General features: G+C 58.8%; 17 protein-coding genes and 1 pseudogene. 15 read left to right on the forward strand and 3 right to left on the reverse strand.

Translation table 11 applies throughout. The annotated features are described in order from the left end of the window. Nucleotides 1-35: 35 nt before the first annotated feature. From JOD97_RS21215 to JOD97_RS21255, 10 genes and pseudogenes are all read left to right on the forward strand, one after another. Nucleotides 36-1,070, forward strand: a complete 1,035-nt coding sequence (locus JOD97_RS21215) for an AAA family ATPase (RefSeq protein ID WP_209722925.1) — start codon at nucleotides 36-38, stop codon at nucleotides 1,068-1,070. Further along, nucleotides 1,048-3,564: a S8 family peptidase gene (locus tag JOD97_RS21220; protein ID WP_209722928.1), complete on the forward strand. Its 2,517-nt coding sequence runs from the start codon at nucleotides 1,048-1,050 to the stop codon at nucleotides 3,562-3,564. Before JOD97_RS21215 ends, JOD97_RS21220 begins: the two co-directional genes overlap by 23 nt. 375 nt (nucleotides 3,565-3,939) lie before the next feature. Next, a complete protein-coding gene (locus JOD97_RS21225; protein ID WP_209722931.1) occupies nucleotides 3,940-4,122 on the forward strand; it encodes a PAAR domain-containing protein in 183 nt (60 codons plus the stop codon). 342 nt (nucleotides 4,123-4,464) lie between these two features. Further along, the gene (locus JOD97_RS21230; protein WP_229264625.1) at nucleotides 4,465-5,067 is read left to right on the forward strand and encodes a paar repeat-containing protein; all 603 of its coding nucleotides are present in this window, start codon (nucleotides 4,465-4,467) and stop codon (nucleotides 5,065-5,067) included. A 603-nt stretch (nucleotides 5,068-5,670) separates the two neighbouring features. Beyond that, complete coding sequence (locus JOD97_RS21235) at nucleotides 5,671-5,925, forward strand: hypothetical protein (RefSeq protein ID WP_209722934.1); 255 nt, start codon at nucleotides 5,671-5,673, stop codon at nucleotides 5,923-5,925. 205 nt (nucleotides 5,926-6,130) lie between these two features. Further along, a pseudogene (locus JOD97_RS33305) lies at nucleotides 6,131-6,283 on the forward strand (antitoxin Xre-like helix-turn-helix domain-containing protein); the annotation flags it as partial. A gap of 35 nt (nucleotides 6,284-6,318) precedes the next feature. Further along, entirely contained in the window at nucleotides 6,319-6,477 is a 159-nt protein-coding gene (locus JOD97_RS21240; protein ID WP_209722937.1) for an MbcA/ParS/Xre antitoxin family protein, read from the forward strand. Then, the gene (locus JOD97_RS21245) at nucleotides 6,477-6,959 is read left to right on the forward strand and encodes an RES family NAD+ phosphorylase (RefSeq protein ID WP_209722940.1); all 483 of its coding nucleotides are present in this window, start codon (nucleotides 6,477-6,479) and stop codon (nucleotides 6,957-6,959) included. The genes JOD97_RS21240 and JOD97_RS21245 overlap by 1 nt, the downstream gene beginning before the upstream one ends. Nucleotides 6,960-7,095: 136 nt before the next feature. Continuing rightward, nucleotides 7,096-8,124, forward strand: coding sequence for a GNAT family N-acetyltransferase (locus tag JOD97_RS21250; RefSeq protein WP_373999916.1), 1,029 nt, complete (start codon nucleotides 7,096-7,098; stop codon nucleotides 8,122-8,124). 380 nt (nucleotides 8,125-8,504) lie between these two features. After that, entirely contained in the window at nucleotides 8,505-8,741 is a 237-nt protein-coding gene (locus tag JOD97_RS21255) for a hypothetical protein (protein WP_209722943.1), read from the forward strand. Between the two features lie 177 nt (nucleotides 8,742-8,918). Here the strand turns inward: JOD97_RS21255 and JOD97_RS21260 are convergent, their stop codons facing one another. Next, a complete protein-coding gene (locus tag JOD97_RS21260) occupies nucleotides 8,919-9,437 on the reverse strand; it encodes a hypothetical protein (protein ID WP_209722946.1) in 519 nt (172 codons plus the stop codon). Nucleotides 9,438-10,046: 609 nt separating this feature from the next. Here JOD97_RS21260 and JOD97_RS21265 point away from each other — a divergent pair. From JOD97_RS21265 to JOD97_RS21275, 3 genes are all read left to right on the forward strand, one after another. Beyond that, a complete protein-coding gene (locus JOD97_RS21265) occupies nucleotides 10,047-10,454 on the forward strand; it encodes a BLUF domain-containing protein (RefSeq protein ID WP_209722949.1) in 408 nt (135 codons plus the stop codon). Nucleotides 10,455-10,646: 192 nt separating this feature from the next. Then, nucleotides 10,647-11,588: a histone deacetylase family protein gene (locus JOD97_RS21270; protein WP_209723788.1), complete on the forward strand. Its 942-nt coding sequence runs from the start codon at nucleotides 10,647-10,649 to the stop codon at nucleotides 11,586-11,588. Between the two features lie 43 nt (nucleotides 11,589-11,631). Further along, nucleotides 11,632-14,310 (forward strand): bifunctional acetate--CoA ligase family protein/GNAT family N-acetyltransferase, encoded by a 2,679-nt coding sequence (locus JOD97_RS21275; protein WP_209722952.1) that lies wholly within the window; start codon nucleotides 11,632-11,634, stop codon nucleotides 14,308-14,310. Nucleotides 14,311-14,358: 48 nt separating this feature from the next. On the opposite strand, the gene JOD97_RS21280 is transcribed toward JOD97_RS21275, so the two are convergent. Both JOD97_RS21280 and JOD97_RS21285 read right to left on the reverse strand, forming a co-directional pair. Next, nucleotides 14,359-14,835: a hypothetical protein gene (locus JOD97_RS21280; RefSeq protein WP_209722955.1), complete on the reverse strand. Its 477-nt coding sequence runs from the start codon at nucleotides 14,833-14,835 to the stop codon at nucleotides 14,359-14,361. Next, nucleotides 14,832-15,341: a lysozyme gene (locus JOD97_RS21285; RefSeq protein WP_209722957.1), complete on the reverse strand. Its 510-nt coding sequence runs from the start codon at nucleotides 15,339-15,341 to the stop codon at nucleotides 14,832-14,834. The genes JOD97_RS21280 and JOD97_RS21285 overlap by 4 nt, the downstream gene beginning before the upstream one ends. Nucleotides 15,342-15,581: 240 nt before the next feature. Between JOD97_RS21285 and JOD97_RS21290 the strand changes: the two genes are divergently transcribed. Further along, complete coding sequence (locus tag JOD97_RS21290) at nucleotides 15,582-16,073, forward strand: type VI secretion system tube protein Hcp (RefSeq protein WP_209722960.1); 492 nt, start codon at nucleotides 15,582-15,584, stop codon at nucleotides 16,071-16,073. A 293-nt stretch (nucleotides 16,074-16,366) separates the two neighbouring features. After that, nucleotides 16,367-16,831, forward strand: coding sequence for a DUF2846 domain-containing protein (locus JOD97_RS21295; RefSeq protein ID WP_209722962.1), 465 nt, complete (start codon nucleotides 16,367-16,369; stop codon nucleotides 16,829-16,831). The last annotated feature ends 18 nt before the right edge of the window (nucleotides 16,832-16,849 follow it).

A 16,849-nucleotide genomic window follows, 5' to 3' on the forward strand; every position in this document is an offset into this window, starting at 1 on the left:
GGGGTAAAATACACCCTACTCTTTCAGGACACTTCATGGCTAGTGCAGAACAACTAAAAGCGCTGCTTAAGTCGCATATGAATGGCGATGATAGTCAGTTCCTGTCTGTTGCTATGCAGGTAGCTGCTCATGAAGCCAAGCTCGGACATGGCAAATTGGCTGAAGAGCTCCGAGACATGGTTGATGCTGCGAAAGCACGTAGGCCAATCGCCCAACCCGGAAAATTAGTTCAGCTCGGCCAACCACGTGGGGAGCTCGCAACTCTCTTAAGCGCCAGCTACCCAGCAACGAGAGTCGTAGACATGGTTCTCGATCATAGCGTCGAAAACCAACTGCACCGCATTCTTCGCGAGCAACGACAATTTGCGAAGATACGCGAGCACGGGCTCTCTCCCCGCCGCAAACTACTGTTGGTCGGTCCGCCAGGCTCAGGGAAAACCATGACTGCATCTGCGCTCGCAGGCGAATTAGGCGTTCCGCTCTTTCTTGTTCGATTGGACGCCCTCATCACAAAGTTCATGGGAGAAACAGCGGCGAAGTTACGTCAGGTGTTTGACGCAATCGCTGATGTGCGAGGAGTATATTTTTTCGACGAATTCGACGCAATCGGCTCTCAGCGAGGCCTTGCCAATGACGTCGGCGAGATCCGTCGTGTGCTAAATAGTTTTTTGCAGATGATCGAGCACGATCATTCCAGCAGCCTCATCATCGCAGCTACGAACCATCCGGAAATTCTCGACTACGCCCTGTTCCGTCGATTCGATGACGTAATTGAATATAAGCTACCTGGTCAGGAGCAGGTAATTACTTTGCTCAACCGCAGACTAGGCAAGTTCAAACCTAAAAAATTCAACCTGAAGAGAGCCGTCGGTGAGGCAGAAATGTTGAGCTACGCAGAACTATGCCGCGCGGTAGACGAATCAATTAAGGAAGTTATTCTGCACGATGGCAGCGCCGTATCCGAAGGAAGTTTGATAAGTATGCTGCATGAGCGAAAGCTCATCAGTGCAAAACTGACCGGCAATCAACATAAAGAGCTGCCTACTAATGACGGCACCGCAAAACGATAAGCGTTCACATCTCGTCCTCAGCGAGACGTCACAATCAAGAGCATTTACAGCTCACTCATCCAATGGCGGCGCCAAGCCCTTAGTTCCTAATTTGCCGCGCGCCGAACACGGAGCTTCTCTACAAGCTCAACTAACTGCGTTAAGGCCCATCGCCGAAACGGCAATTGCGCGACAACAAGAGCAAAACCTCGAAGCTGGTCTTGGGATACAAATTCAGTTCATCGGACAACCCGACGTAGAACTGGCGTTTGCGAGCCTTAGCAACGATGCCCAAAAAATCGAACTACTGAGTGTGCGCCAAGACGGCAACCATACCGTGGCCAATGTGTTCGTGCCTGACGGAAAGCTGACGCATTTCGAGAAGTGCGTAACAGAGTATTTGCAAGAAAAAAAAGATAAAAATGGCAATCCTCGCGATCACAAGGCCCTTTTAAATACGATCTCCGAGATTCGTGCTGCCGAGTTGCGTGCTTTGTGGACGGATGATCCTGGCCTCCTCCCAATAGATAGACTCGAAGAGTTTTGGTGGGAGGTTTGGCTGCCCGTTCGCGGCAAGCACGGAGAACTCCGAGAGGAAGTAATCAGCGACTTCCGGAAACTTGCCAGCGCGACTGGTTGCAACGTAAGTCAATCCCGAGCTGATTTCCCGGAACGCGTCGTGCTTCTCATGTACGGGTCGCAGCATCAGCTCTCTCAGTCTGTCTTAGCGCTCAATTGCGTTGCAGAACTTCGACGTGCAAAGGAAACAGCCGAATTCTTCGATAGCATGCCGGCAGAGGAGCAGCAGAACTGGCAAGACGATCTGCTTGGCAGATGCACTTTCTCCGGGGCCGCAAACGCACCACGAATTTGCCTATTGGATAGCGGCGTCAATCGAGCACATCCGCTAATAGCCCCTGTCGTTCAGACCGAAGATTTGTATACGGTTAATCCCGCGTGGGGTGTCGATGATCATGCAAACCATGGAACCGGAATGGTGGGCATAGCAATATATGGGGATCTTACCCATGCACTTGCATCGAATCTGCCAATCCAAATTGACCATTTACTGGAATCTGTAAAATTGGTAGGAGGGCACGGTGCAAATGCAGGCGAGAATGAGCTTCACGCGAGCTTGTTCGCCGATGCAGTTAGCCAACCTGAAGTGAATGCCCCTAATCGTCCCAGAGTCTTTAATTCGACCGTTACCTCCACTGATTTTCGTGATCGAGGCCGTCCATCAAGTTGGTCCGCAATGGTTGATAGGCTTGCGTCCGACGCCGACAATAACGGAGCGTTCCCTCGGCTATTTGTACAATCGGCCGGTAACATGTTCGACCAAAGCGCTTGGCTCGAATATCCTGCGAGTCTTTCTACAAACCTGATTCATGACCCTGGGCAGGCGTGGAATTCTTTGACCGTTGGAGCGTTCACCGAAAAAACAGGCATTTCTGAGATCGACTATCATCATTGCACCGTGATCGCGGCAAATGGTGGCCTAAGCCCGATGACAAGTTCTTCGGCAACCTGGGACAAAGCATGGCCTCTAAAACCTGACGTCGTCTTCGAAGGCGGGAATGCCGCCTTAGATGGATTCGGCTCCGTCGTTTTGCCGAGCCTTAGCCTGTTGACCACTAACAACAATTCGCAGGAACGACTCTTCACCACCACGAATGCCACAAGTGCCGCAGCGGCGTCGTGCGCCCGCATGGCTGCACAATTGATGGCAGCTTATCCAGCGTTTAGGGCTGAGACGATTCGCGCGTTAATCGTTCATTCTGCCGAATGGACGACGGCGATGAGACATTTATACTTACCCGAACACGGAATGCCTACAAAGGCTGCATTTGCGCAACTCATCCGACATTGCGGCTGGGGGGCCCCAGACGCAAATCGAGCTCTTTGGAGCGCGGCAAATTCTGTGACGCTGGTTGTGGAGGATCTCGTTCATCCATACCGCAAAGAAGGCAGCAGTATTAAGTCGCGCGACATGAACCTGCATGATTTGCCATGGCCTAAAGAAGAACTTGAGGCACTCGGAGAAATGACCGTAGAAATGCGCGTGACGCTTTCGTACTTCATTGAGCCGAACCCATCGTCCCGTGGCTCCGCATCAAAATTTCACTATGCGTCGCATCGCCTTCGATTTGATGTACGTCGCCCATTGGAGTCTCTTGAGGATTTTGTTGCACGTATTAATGCTGCTGCCGCACAAGAAGAAAACGGAGAAAATTCGGATCCCAAAGATCCATCTTGGGTGCTAGGAGACAGACAAAGAAACAAGGGGTCATTGCATCAGGACATATGGAGCGGTACGGCTGCCGATCTAGCTAATCGGGGGCAACTTGCAGTCTATCCCGCAGCAGGATGGTGGCGAACACGTCCCAAACTTGAGCGATTTGACTTACCTGCTCGCTACTGCCTGCTCATTTCGATACGTACACCAGAGACCGAGACTGATCTCTATAACGCCGTGGCTCAGCAAATTGAAGTTCCTGCTGTTATCGTTACCTAAGCCACAAAAGAATGTTTATGCGGATTTACCGTCAAAGCCATGCCTTCTTGTCTGAATCATTTAAACCTACATGAGCGTCTGGCGGCAGGCCAGCAGCAGCTCGTAGCGTTGACGCTGGCGCAGTTGTCGGTGCTGCTCGAAGGCATAGACTGGCGACGGCCTGCGCGGACCCGGAAGCAAGTGTAGGCCTTGGGGCCGCCTTATCTACGGCAAGACGGTCGCCTTAAACCGCGCAAACATGGGCTACAGCCCCTCCTAGAAGCTCCCTCCCAGATTACCTTTCTCTTGCGCTTCCGCAATCCGATTTTATTCCCTCGATCAATAATTGCCGGAAGGCTACATCAGGCCCGTCTCCACCTCGTCAAGGATTTCCAAATGAAACGCCATACGATCACGTTAGGTGCATCGACCTCGGCAGGCGGCAAGGTCATAACCGCCAGCAGCAACGGCAGCATTAACGGCGTCACAATAGCGCTCGAAGGGGATGTGATTTTCTGCCCCGCATGTAAATCTCAAGGAAAGATCATGTGCGTCGGGCCTCGAATTCCAGAGACCTAGAACGGCAAGAATGTCGGCTTGGAAAACGATCTATGCCTTTGCGGTTGCCCCAATCCTCCTCGGCTATTGCTAAGCCAATCCATCAAATATCAAACCATTAGCAATGGCGCCGCCGGTAACGCGCAAGCCTCGGGGATAACGACCGGCACAGACGCGACGTTCGACGATAGGTACGTCCTGATCGACGAGGATACGGGTGAGCCGCTAACCAACACTGAGTATGCATTAAAGGGCCCGGGTGGAAAATTGGAATTTGGCACCACGGACGCCAACGGCCACACACATCTTATCGCTACATCGGCGACACCTGAGTCGATCGATATTTTCCTATAGGATCAGAATATGTCTTCAACAGTGACGTCGCCATCAGGTCGTATCCTGCAGCACCGCGCAACCAAAAATACTACGCCTCATGATGACGCAGAGGCCAAGGTGGTCAGGGTAAAGCGTGAGAAAGAGCAACGACTGACAGAGAACCGAGAGTATCTGAAAGATGCAAATGTCCAAGCGTTTCTAAAGGCCATTGCTGAAGCAGAAGGGGGCGACTACGACTTCATGTATGGAGCGATCAAAGGGAAGAAAAAGGATCCTTGGCGCTTTACCGACTTCAGCACGCATCCAGGCCCCGGCTGCCATGGCTCGACAGCATCAGGCATGTATCAGGTTACTAAAGAAACCTGGCGCGACCATGGTGTGAAAGCGATGGGCCTCACTGACTTCAAGCCGGAGACTCAAGACTTGATCGCAGTCGAAATGCTACGCAGCATAGGCGTCATTGAAAAAATCAAAGCTGGCGAGATCGCTGACAGCATGGCTCCCGCCGCCCGAAAATGGGCAGCCCTCCCGGAGGGGCCCGGCAGGGGAAACCACTATCCTCCTCAGCCTTATGTTAACTACGAAGACTTCATCCAAACATACAAGAACTTTGGGGGAACCGTAAAATGAAGACTGCGGCATTTCTGACTCTCTCCTTAATGATGGCCCCCCTGTTTGCTGCATCATATCCGCCATACCTCAAGCCGGACCTGCGTTTTACGAAAGCAAGAATGCTACTGCTCAAAGACGGATGGACGCCAATTCCAATACACATCAACGACCACTATGAGTATGACGGCGTCGAGAAGGAACTCGTCCGGCGAAAATTCATGGAGGTCGACTCGTGCTCAAATGATAGCGCCAGATGTGTCCTTTATTATCGGAAGAAAGACGCTTGTCTGCGCCTCGATACAATCGGTGAGCATGTTCGTGAAATGAAAGTTGTGCGCTGGACTGACGAGTGCCCCGCACCGGTCAGTCCCCCAAAGAGATAGTCCCGCCCCTTTTTTCAGATCCCTGACGAGAAGTCCTGGTGTTCGGTCCATTTCCGCGTGCCCCCTTCCGAAATGCCCCGGCAATGACCGAGCGCGGAGACTCGCTTCACCAATTTTGACGTCCAGGCATTTGCGTAACCGAAGCTCATTCGCACCGCGTCGTCATACGGCCGGCGTCTCCGCCTGCCCGTGCCGCCCCGCTTCACCGGGGCTAGCGGGTATCCATCTGAACCTGGTGATGTTCCATCCGACCGAAAAAGAAATCCAGGAAGCGACGCCGGAAGAGCAGCGCATGCTGCACGACGCCGCGCGGTGCGACAGCGAGTATGCCGGCTCCATGAAAATCCAGTGCACTCGGCCGCAGTCCCTCGCGTTCGCCCTCTCGGATTCGCCGGTCGGCCTGGCGAGCTGGCTGTATGCGCTGTTCCAGGATGCGTCGGACACCGGGGGCACGTTCCGGACCATGACCTGGGGCCGGCACGGCGGACGATGAATGACAGTGCGGGTTTAGTGATCTATACTTGGACAATCAAATGTCTTAAATTGGATCAGCGATGCCATCATCCGCGAAAAAGCCGGCAGCCAAGCTCCCCAAACTGGCACGGCGAGCCGACCCCTTACCCGCATACGTTTCGACCGAGGAATCCGTCTTCCAGGCCGACGCTTTCCAAGGCAGCGCCTCCGAGCTCATCAAGAAAATGCGCGCCGGCACGCCCGCCCGGGTCATCCCGGACATGGCGGCCCGCCTCGGTCTGAGCCAGGACCGGCTGTTCGACACCCTGAAGCTTCCCAAAAGCACGATGAAGGCGCGCATCAGCGAGGACGCGCTGCTGTCCCCCGCCGAGCAGGACCGCATCTACCGCGCCGAAAAAGTCTGGATGCGCGCGTGGGCGTGCTGGAGGACGAGCCATCGGCGCAACGCTGGATCACCCAGGAAAACCGGTCGCTGGGCGGCGAGGCGCCGTTGTCGCTGCTGGACACGGAAGCCGGGTACGAGCTGGTGCTCGATACCCTGGGCCGGATCGAGTATGGGATCGTGTCGTAATGTCGCGCGCGGAGGTGTCCCTGTGGCGAATAGCCAAGCATACCGCCGACTACGCCGCCACCGATCTGGGCGGTGGCGGTGCCAGGGTCACCGGCGGGCGCTGGAACGGCAAGGGCATGCCGGTGGTCTACGCCTCCACGACCATCGCGATCGCCACGCTCGAGACGCTGGCCCATCTGGGCGGCAACATCGCCATACGCAACGCCTTCCTGGTGCGCGTCGATGTGCCGGCGTCGGTATGGAAAGCGCGCCAGACCATCACCGCCGGCGACCTGGATCCCACCTGGCTGGCCGAGCCGCCCGGCTCGACGTCCATCGACGCCGGCAACGCGTGGCTGGCCCAACGCGCCTCCGCGCTGCTGCTGGTGCCCTCGGTCATCGTCCCCGAGGAATACAACGTCCTGATCAATCCTATGCATCCGCAGGCCGGCAAACTAAGCGCGACCGTCGTGCGCCAGTACGTCTACGATCCGAGGTTGTAGGCGCCGCACCGATACGGTGGAGGTATTTTTGGTGTGTATCAACGAAGTGTATTAATCTCGGTCAATATACTGACGAAAAACGCCACCGACGCCCATTGAAACCCACTACCTGACCCCGCTGTTTTCCCCCAAGTCGATCGTCGTCTTCGCCGGAGACGTCGACCAGCCCGATACCCAGACCAGTTACGGCCGCCACATCGCCGCCCAGCTCGAACAAGGCGGCTTCACCGGACCGGTCACCTTCCTCAAGACCGGCATGACCGGCACCCTGGGCGACCTGGCCCAGTCGCGCGCCGACCTGGCCGTGATCGCCCTGCCCGACCAGGACCTGGCGTTCGCGCTGGAGGTGGCCGGCCGCATCCAGTGCCGCGCCGCGCTAATCCTGTCGAGCGGCGTCCAGGCCCCGCTGGCCGGGGAGCTGCATGCCATCGCCCGCAGGCACGGCATCCACCTGCTCGGCCCCAACTGCCTCGGGTACCAGCGCCCGCGCCTCCATATCAACGCCAGCGTCGCCGGCCCGCTGGCCAGCCCGGGCAGCCTGGCGCTGGTGTCGCAATCGGGCGCGCTGACCTCGGCCATCCTCGACTGGGGCAGCCAGAACGCGGTCGGGTTCTCGACCGTGGTCTCGCTGGGGCCCAACACCGCCGTCGATCTGGCGCAGACGCTCGACTTCCTGGCCACCGATCCGGCCACCCAGAGCATCGTGCTGCAGAACCTGGTGCGCGGGCTGTCGGAGAAGTCACGCTACTACCGCTTCGCCTCCTCGCTGCGGGAGCTGTCGGTGCCGATGCTGGCGCGTTACACGCTGATCGACTACGACCGCGAAATGGCGCTGGTGGCGGTACGGACGCTGCGCGCGCCCGGGCCGGACGGCGAATTCGTCTCGACGTCGAGCATCATCGGCGTCTCGCGCTACGTCGCCAATCCCGACCGCAGCAGCTGCGAATTCTCGCTGCTGGTCGACGACCGTTTCAGCGGCCAGGGTCTGGGCACGCGCTTGATGTTGGGGATCATGGACGTGGCGCGTGACAAAGGCCTGAGCGAGATCGTCGGCCTGGTGCTATGTAAAAACAGCGTCATGCTCAAGCTGATGGCGAGCCTGGGTTTCGATATCCGTCCCTATGCCGACGACCCGGACTTCCGCTTGTGCAGCAAGCCGCTGTAGTGCTGGCAAGCCTTGTTTGCTTCGCTTAAATGGCCTGGCGGAAGATAGTTTGTGTACTTTTGCTGGCTACTACAAAGAAGGAAGCACTACACAAACGCTCAAGGGCAGCGATTTCCTCCTTCGTGTCAGCGTCAATGGTAACGACAGCTATCGCAACGTGGAAGTCAGCATGGACGACGGCAAGACGGTCGGTTTGGTGGGCGACCTTGACGGCAAGACCGGGGAGTTACTGAACACCACGTTCGCTCCCAACGATAAACTCAAGCTCGTCAAGCTGATTCCCGGCGACGACCGCGAGCAGCTCGTGCGCGAGGGCAGCGCCTACCTCCCCCAAGGCCAAGGAGGCTTGGATACCTCTGTTCCGCATCGAAGGCGACCGTTTGCAGGAATTGATGAGTGTGATCACACAGCGCGATCGCGAGGAAGGCAACGGTCCCCCCGCACAAAAGCTAGACGCCCACCTTGAGCAGACCACCGTGGATGGAAAGCCCGCCTTCATCTATCGCGTCACGGCGGACGCCGCCCCGGAGCGGACTATTTTGTTTGTGTGGAACGGAAAACGAGTTGAGGACGCCAGCGGCGCCTACGAAAAAATCCGCGAAGAGTACCTGCCCTGACGAGTTCAGTGTGGTTCGATGCCGCCGAAGATGGGCGGATTACAGCAAGTATCCGCACGCCCTCGGACTATTCCGGGCCTGCATGGAATGCTCCCGCGCGGAGGCGGGAGCGCATGTCGCGGCACTGTGCAGCGATATTCCTTCAGTCGGGTCTAACGCGGCAGCGCGTCGTTCAGCTTAGGGGAAGCTGACGGCAGGCGCTGGGTAGCCCACGAAGGTAAGCGAGTAAGAGAAACTCGAGAGGGCCGGTGATCCATTCGCCAGGTTCTTGGTCCAGTTCCCGTTGGGACAGGTGGCCGCGTCGAGGAACGCCTGCGTCGTTGGCGGCTTCACACTGATCGCGGAAACATAAAGCGTCCCATTCCTCAGATCGGTGAGGGCGTCGCCCGAATTGGCTACCGTCGTTTGTGTCTTCACATTGACGAGCTTGCCGCCGTTGTTTGTGCACGTGACGGTTGCCGAATACGTTGCCGACAGAACCAAATTCGCATCGGTATTGCCAACGCCGCCAATCTGGTAGGCGTTGCAGGAGACGATCAGGGTGGCTGGGTCTACAGTGCAACTCGGTTGAGGAGAGCCCTGGCTTAAATGGGCGCCACTCGGCGCAGTGCTGGAGTTGAACACGACGCCGGCCGACGCGATAGGCGCGGCCAGAGCCGCCGCCAATGTGAGCGAGAAGATGGAAAGCTTGTTCATGATGCTTCCTTTAAAAAAAGGCAAAATTCTTATTTGCAGAAAATACTTTCGTGGTCTATCGATAAAACAATATGGACTTCGCGCGGAGTGGGACCTCCTTTTAATATGCCAATTGAAACCATTCAATATTCGTCTTTTCCAATCGCCATTTTTTACGAATATTCGAATATGTGATTCAAAGTAGAGCTTATCGATGGGCGCCGTTTGGACATAAAACAAACTCACGATCTGCATATGGCAGATTAAGCCGGCCCGTTTCCTCGTGCATGCCCACACAGCACTGCAGTTGAAAATAAATATTGGAATATACCAACCGCCTCGCGCGCGTCACCCCGCTGTTTTCATGTGGAACGGGAAACGGTTTGAGGACGCCAGCGGCGCCTGCGAGAAAATCCGCGAAGAGCACCTACCCTGACGAGTTCAGTGTGGTTCGATTCCGCCGATTATGTGCGAATTACACCAAGTATCCGCTCGATTGGGTGTATTAAGAAGCGACAGACGCGCTTGCGGTCGTCAAAATGGCGACTGGGTCCGTTCGATCGTTCGCCGACATCTCGGCTGTAGTCCCACCAGGCAGCCAGGCACGCCGCAGACAACGAAGGCAATTCGATGATTCGACTTCTCTATATCAGCAACGCCTCCCCTGCGGTGTCGGAAGAACAGGTGCAAGACATTCTGACGTCGGCGCGGCGAAATAATCCAGCCCACGGTATCACCGGCATTTTGATCCACGGTGGCGGACTCTTCATGCAAGTGTTGGAAGGCCCGGAGCAGAAGGTGTTGCGGCAGTATGTGAAGATATTGGACGACCGGAGACACGACGATGCCCGCATTCTTCATATTTCGCCGGCCAACTCCCGGATCTTCGAGAAGTGGTCGATGGGAGGCATCGCCGGGAATCCATTGCAATTTCAACATGTGTCCGACTTGTTTGCCCGGCGTCTGGAGGTGGTCCAGCCAACGACGTTCACAAAGACCATGCGCGAGTTCGCACAGATGCTCAACGCCGGGAAATAGCCGCCGCGCGGGACCGCACGACGCTCGATCCGAGCGAAAATCCCCTCGCCATTCGCCCGAATGCTGGGGACTAAGATATTTTTGATCTATATCAACGATGTATATTAATCTCGGTCAATATACTGACGTCGCGACCAGCCTATCCCGATGTGGCATGGCGCCCCCATGCCCGCAACCAATCCCGAGGCAACAATGCTGCCAGCCTATATTTTCCATCCCGACTGCCTGAAGCATACGATGGGCGAGCAGCACCCCGAATGTCCCGAACGCATCGGCGCCATCCAGGATATGTTGTTGATCAAGGGACTGCTCGACTTCATGCAGCCTTGCGAGGCGCCGCCGGCCACCGAACAACAGCTGGCCCAGGCCCACTCCGTCGCGTATATCCGGAGCATCGCCGCGCTGTCGCCGCGGGCGGGGTCGGTGCGGGTCGATCCCGACACCAGCATGAATCCGTACAGCCACCAGGCCGCGCTGCGCTCGGCCGGCGCCGCCGTGCTCGCCACCGACCTGGTGCTGACCGAGGGCGCCGGCATCGCCTTCTGCAATGTGCGTCCGCCCGGCCACCACGCCGAACATGCGGCCGCCGGCGGCTTTTGCTTCTTCAACAACGTCGCCGTCGGCATCCGTCACGCCCTCCATGTGCACGGCCTGCGGCGCGTGGCCTTGATCGATTTCGACGTCCACCACGGCAACGGCAGCGAGGACATCCTGCACGACGACGAGCGGGTGTTGATGTGCTCCATTTTCGAAGACAAGCTCTATCCGTTCTGCGGCAACCATCCGCGCGGGCCGAACATGGTCAACATCGCGTTGCCGGCGCGTTCCGGTCCGGCGCCGCTGCGCCAGGCGGTGACCGAACACTGGCTGCCGGCGCTGGAACGCTTCAAGCCGGAACTGATTTTCATCTCCGCCGGCTTCGACGGACACCGGGACGACGACATGGGCAACCTCGGTCTGGTCGAGGCCGACTATGCCTGGATCACCCGGCAGATCGTCGAGGTGGCGCGGCGCCATTGCCAGGGCCGTATCGTCTCCTGCCTGGAAGGCGGTTACGAGCTATCATCGCTGGCGCGCAGCGCCGCCGCCCACGTCAAGGTACTGCTGGGACTCGACGACACGCCCGACCTGTAACGCCACGCCGCCACCCCGCCCACAAAAAAAGCCACCGACGCCCATGGAAACCCACTACCTCACCCCGCTGTTTTCCCCCAAGTCGATCGTCGTCTTCGCCGGCGACGTCGACCAGCCCGATACCCAGACCAGTTACGGCCGCAGCATCGGCGCCCAGCTCGAGCAAGGCGGCTTCGCCGGACCGGTGACCTTCCTCAAGACCGGCATGACCGGCACCCTGGGCGACCTGGCCCAGTCGCGCGCCGACCTGGCCGTGATCGCCCTGCCCGACCAGGACCTGGCGTTCGCGCTGGAGGTGGCCGGCCGCATCCAGTGCCGCGCCGCGCTGATCCTGTCGAGCGGCGTGCAGGCCCCGCTGGCCGGCGAGCTGCATGCCATCGCCCGCAGGCACGGCATCCACCTGCTCGGCCCCAACTGCCTCGGCTACCAGCGCCCGCGCCTCCATATCAACGCCAGCGTCGCCGGCCCGCTGGCCAGCCCGGGCAGCCTGGCGCTGGTGTCGCAATCGGGCGCGCTGACCTCGGCCATCCTCGACTGGGGCAGCCAGAACGCGGTCGGGTTCTCGACCGTAGTCTCGCTGGGGCCCAACACCGCCGTCGATCTGGCGCAGACGCTCGACTTCCTGGCCACCGATCCGGCCACCCAGAGCATCGTCGTCCACATGGAGGGATTGACCGACGCCCGCCGCTTCATCTCGGCGCTGCGCGGCGCGGCCAACACCAAGCCGGTGGTGGTGCTCAAGGCCGGCAACGCGGCCGCCGCCTCGCAGGCCGCGCTGACCCACTCCGGCGCCATGGTCGCCAGCGACGACGTGTTCGACGCCGCGCTGCGCCGCACCGGCGCGGTACGGGTGAAATCGTTCGTCCAGCTGTTCTCGGCGGCGAAATGCCTGGCCTCGCGCTACCGCCCGGTCGGGCCGCGGCTGGCCGTGGTCACCAACGGCGGCGGACCGGGCGTGCTGGCGGCCGACTGGATCGAGGAACTGGGCCTGCGGCTGGCATGCCTGTCCGACGAGAGCGCGCAGGCGCTGGCGCCGCAACTGCCGGCCCACGCCACCCTGAGCAGTCTGCTCGACCTGTCCGAGGAGGCCGACGCCGACGCTTTCCGCGCGGCCGTGCTGGCGTGCGCGCGCGATTCCCAGGTCGACGGCATCCTGGTGATCTACTCGCCCAAGCTCGGCAGCGACCCGGACGCGGTGGCGCGCGCCGTCAGCGCCGACGCCGCCGGACTGGGCAAGCCGCTGCTGACGTGCTGGATGGGCGACCAGAAAGTCGCGGCCGCGCGCCAGATCATCACCGCCGCCGGCATCGCCACGTTCCGCACGCCGGAAGCGGCGGTCGACGGCTTTTCCAATATCGCGTCGTTCTACCAGAACCAGCTGCTGCTGCGGCAAACCCCGCCGCCGCTGTCGCAACTGAACCAGCCCGATCTGGACGGCGCCCGCCTGCTGATCGAAGGCGTGCTGGCCGAACGCCGCAAAACGCTCACCGAGATGGAATCGAAGTCCTTGCTGGCGGCGTTCCACATCCCGATCACGCAGACCATCCTGGCACGCAGCGCCGCCGAGGCGATGCTCATCGCCAGCCAGCTGGGCTACCCGGTGGCGCTCAAGATCGATTCGCCCGACATCGCCCACAAGTCCGACGTGCAGGGCGTGGCGCTCAACCTGGCCAACGCGGCGGCCGTGCGCGACGGCTATGGCGACATGATGGCCACGGTCGCCAGGCTGGCGCCGGACGCGCGCATCAACGGCGTGACGATCCAGAAGATGGCCGGCAAGCGCAACGGCCGGGAACTGTACATCGGCGTCATCACGGATCAGTTGTTCGGTCCGGCGATCAGCTTCGGCGCCGGCGGCGTCATGGTGGAGTTGATCAACGACCGCGCGGTCGAACTGCCGCCGCTCAACCTGTTCCTGGCGCAGCGCCTGATCGGGCGTGCGCGCGCGTCCAAAATGCTGGACGAATGGCGCGGCGCGCCGCCGGCCCACCGCGAAGCGATCGAGCAAATCCTGCTGCGGGTATCGGAGATGGTGTGCGCGCTGCCGCAGCTCCGGGAAATGGACATCAATCCGTTGATCGTCGACGAGCACGGCGCGCTGGTGGTGGACGCGCGCATCGTCGTCGATGCGGCGCCGCCGGCCACGCGCAACTACCACCACCTGGCGATCCTGCCCTACCCGTCCGACTACACGCAGGAGTGGCCGATGCGCGGCGGCGGCCAGTACACCTTGCGGCCGGTGCAGCCGGACGACGCTTCGATGCTGCAGGACCTGGTGCGCGGGCTGTCGGAGAAGTCGCGCTACTACCGCTTCGCCTCCTCGCTGCGGGAGCTGTCGGTGCCGATGCTGGCGCGTTACACGCTGATCGACTACGACCGCGAAATGGCGCTGGTGGCGGTGCGCACGCTGCGCGCGCCCGGGCCGGATGGCGAATTCGTCGCGACGTCGAGCATCATCGGCGTCTCGCGCTACGTCGCCAATCCGGACCGCAGCAGCTGCGAATTCTCGCTGCTGGTCGACGACCGTTTCAGCGGCCAGGGTCTGGGCACGCGCTTGATGTTGGGGATCATGGACGTGGCGCGTGACAAAGGCCTGAGCGAGATCGTCGGCCTGGTGCTATGTAAAAACAGCGGCATGCTCAAGCTGATGGCGAGCCTGGGTTTCGACATCCGCCCGTATGCCGACGACCCGGACTTCCGCTTGTGCAGCAAGTCGCTGTAGTGCTGGCAAACCTTGTTTGCTTCGCTTAAATGGCTTGGCGGAAGATACTTAGTGTACTTTTCTTGGCAAACCTTTTTCGCCTAATTTCTCTGCGTTCAGGAAAAACCCTCTCCAGAAGAAAACGATGTGTCGCTTGTCCCTGACGTAAACAAAGCTGATCGGAGATGGCGCGAGACAAACTATCGCAACTTCAGTGACGGGGTCGGGCAATCTCATGTTACGCGGATCAAGCCTATATTCGCGACGAAAGAAACCGGCCGTGCTGTGGCGGGTTAGCTTGAATACCGGCTTGTCACATTTCTCGTCTGCAAACTGCACAGACTCAGGTGTGACAACGAAATTGGCACCGACCAGCTTATCGACATCGTCGCTCGATAGCGACGTGGTTTCCTGGGCGTCAGCGGTTCCGGTCACCGCCCACCGTCCGAGCACGACTGATCCTGCATCCATTCCAGCCCCCCCGGTGGCTGGGGTCGCCAGTGCCACCAGCAACGCAGCCAAGGTCAATATGCGCGCCATATTCATTGCCCTTCTAGAAAAGGCGCGCTTTCTTCGCGCCGGCGGGACACTAAGCCCGGCATGAACACGCGACGGCCATTTTGCGTGGAGTAGGTGTTACTCATGATTGAATTAGCTGCCCCGCGCAAATCGCCGCTGTCAACGCGCTGGAACGTCTCGTTCGCGCCACGCGCGCCGGTATTGAAAGAATAGCTCACCAAAGCATCGAACTGCGCCTGAGTCAGCGCCTGGTTGGTGACGCGACGCAGCACTGCGCATTCGGCCTCACGGATCGCGTTTGCGAACGAGGCCTCGATCTGCGCACTCGTCAACGGCCGCGCCAGTTCCTCAGGCGTACAAGGACCACGGTGCACCAAAATACCGATTCCATAACTGCAATGCCCATGGTTGCCGTGACCGTCGTTGTAATAGCCCCTAACCACTCCCTCGCGCTGATTGCGCATCCGGCGCCGGGCATCGCCACTCAGCGACAGATTCGCATTCGGATTCGTATTAACCGTGGACCTAGCCATGGCTTTCTCCCGATGAAATATTGCGGTTGCGGTCAACAAAGGCTTCACGCTAGCAGCGGCATGGGCTCGTGGTAATGACCTTGCGCAAAATTTCAACCTGTTACGCCCAAAGGAGACGTGCTGGGTACCGAGCCACATCTCGTCGCCACCCGGAGTTGATTGAAGGCAATGCGCCTTGCCGGTTTCGCATTGACACTATCGGCTGAACCCGTGACATGGACACTATCTTCGGAGGCACAAATGGCAATCGACGTTTATCTTCGGATCGAAGGAATCAAGGGCGAATCAGCGGATGGTCGTCACAAAGACTGGATCGAATGCCAGAGCGTGACCTGGTCGATTTCTCAGCCGCGTTCCGCGACGGCAACGACAGCAGGCGGGCACACCGCTGAACGATGCGAGCATGGCGAAGTCGTCATCACCAAGCTCGCCGATCTCTCGTCACCCGTCCTTCTTCAGGCCTGCTCAACAGGGAGAACAATCGCAAGGGCCCACCTGGAGTTCCTGCGCGCGGACGGAAACGGTGAGCGTATTAAGTATTTCGAGATCGCGCTGGAAAATATGCTCATCGGTGGCGTCTTCCCCGCGATCCATGAAGGCGAATTACTCTCAGAACATGTGGGCCTAAGGTATTCAAAGGCCAGGTGGCAGTACACCCACCAGAAAATAGGTGGCGGCGCCTGCGGCAACACCGCCGGTGGCTGGGATCTTGCAGGAAATCGGATCTGCTAGCGGGATTGTTGGAAAACTGAAAAACGGCTCGCCTGCCTGGCGCGCGTCTGCACCATTGCGCCGCACTTGTCCAATGCCCACTGCGCGCAGCCGTCACGATCACTTCGCCATACCCGTCCCCTCAAGGCAGCTGCGGTCCACCCATGGACCAATTACCAAAAAAGAAATCTTAATTGCCCCAAGGATAAATTTTCTGTAAGATAGCATAAGGGCAACTCTACAATAAAGCGGCTCCCATGCCCTACGTCTCGGGTCGCCGCGCATAACTCCTCCATCACTCGGGTAATCCAAACATGAAAATCGTTCCTCTCATCGTCCTCGCCACGTCTGTCCTCGTCACCGGATGTGCTTCCGTGGGCATGGCACCAAAAGAAGAATCCGCCAAAGCAAAACAATTCAACCCTCCCAGCGCGAACAATGCCGGTCTTTACGTCTACCGGAATAGCTTTATGGGAAAAGCACTGAAGAAGGATATTTGGATCGACGGCAAGTGCCTCGGTGAAAGCGCTCCGAATGTGTTTTTCTATACTGAGGTTGCGGGCGGAAAAAGCATCAAGGTCTCCACCGAGTCCGAATTCTCGCCCAACGACCTGGTTCTGAACGTCGACTCCGGGAAAAACTATTTCGTCCGTCAATACATCAAAATCGGTGCTTTTGTCGGTGGCGCAGGTGTTGAACTGATTCCGGAGCAGCAGGGCAAGACCGATATCGCCGAACTTGAAATGGCTAAACCCGGCACTTGCAGCGGCGCGAAATAACCGTTTCCAGCGGCGCAA

The sequence above is a fragment of the Duganella sp. 1411 genome (assembly GCF_017833525.1).
Taxonomy (GTDB): Bacteria; Pseudomonadota; Gammaproteobacteria; order Burkholderiales; family Burkholderiaceae_D; genus Rugamonas.

What these genes read in the sequence shown, in the direction of transcription:
- JOD97_RS21295 (WP_209722962.1), top strand. Translation starts at nt 16,367, where the DNA reads ATGAAAATCGTTCCTCTCATCGTCCTCGCCACGTCTGTCCTCGTCACC.
- JOD97_RS21280 (WP_209722955.1), bottom strand. Translation starts at nt 14,835, where the DNA reads ATGAATATGGCGCGCATATTGACCTTGGCTGCGTTGCTGGTGGCACTG.
- JOD97_RS21275 (WP_209722952.1), top strand. Translation starts at nt 11,632, where the DNA reads ATGGAAACCCACTACCTCACCCCGCTGTTTTCCCCCAAGTCGATCGTC.
- JOD97_RS21235 (WP_209722934.1), top strand. Translation starts at nt 5,671, where the DNA reads ATGTTCCATCCGACCGAAAAAGAAATCCAGGAAGCGACGCCGGAAGAG.
- JOD97_RS21265 (WP_209722949.1), top strand. Translation starts at nt 10,047, where the DNA reads ATGATTCGACTTCTCTATATCAGCAACGCCTCCCCTGCGGTGTCGGAA.
- JOD97_RS21245 (WP_209722940.1), top strand. Translation starts at nt 6,477, where the DNA reads ATGTCGCGCGCGGAGGTGTCCCTGTGGCGAATAGCCAAGCATACCGCC.
- JOD97_RS21225 (WP_209722931.1), top strand. Translation starts at nt 3,940, where the DNA reads ATGAAACGCCATACGATCACGTTAGGTGCATCGACCTCGGCAGGCGGC.
- JOD97_RS21260 (WP_209722946.1), bottom strand. Translation starts at nt 9,437, where the DNA reads ATGAACAAGCTTTCCATCTTCTCGCTCACATTGGCGGCGGCTCTGGCC.
- JOD97_RS21230 (WP_229264625.1), top strand. Translation starts at nt 4,465, where the DNA reads ATGTCTTCAACAGTGACGTCGCCATCAGGTCGTATCCTGCAGCACCGC.
- JOD97_RS21220 (WP_209722928.1), top strand. Translation starts at nt 1,048, where the DNA reads ATGACGGCACCGCAAAACGATAAGCGTTCACATCTCGTCCTCAGCGAG.
- JOD97_RS21270 (WP_209723788.1), top strand. Translation starts at nt 10,647, where the DNA reads ATGCTGCCAGCCTATATTTTCCATCCCGACTGCCTGAAGCATACGATG.
- JOD97_RS21215 (WP_209722925.1), top strand. Translation starts at nt 36, where the DNA reads ATGGCTAGTGCAGAACAACTAAAAGCGCTGCTTAAGTCGCATATGAAT.
- JOD97_RS21285 (WP_209722957.1), bottom strand. Translation starts at nt 15,341, where the DNA reads ATGGCTAGGTCCACGGTTAATACGAATCCGAATGCGAATCTGTCGCTG.
- JOD97_RS21290 (WP_209722960.1), top strand. Translation starts at nt 15,582, where the DNA reads ATGGCAATCGACGTTTATCTTCGGATCGAAGGAATCAAGGGCGAATCA.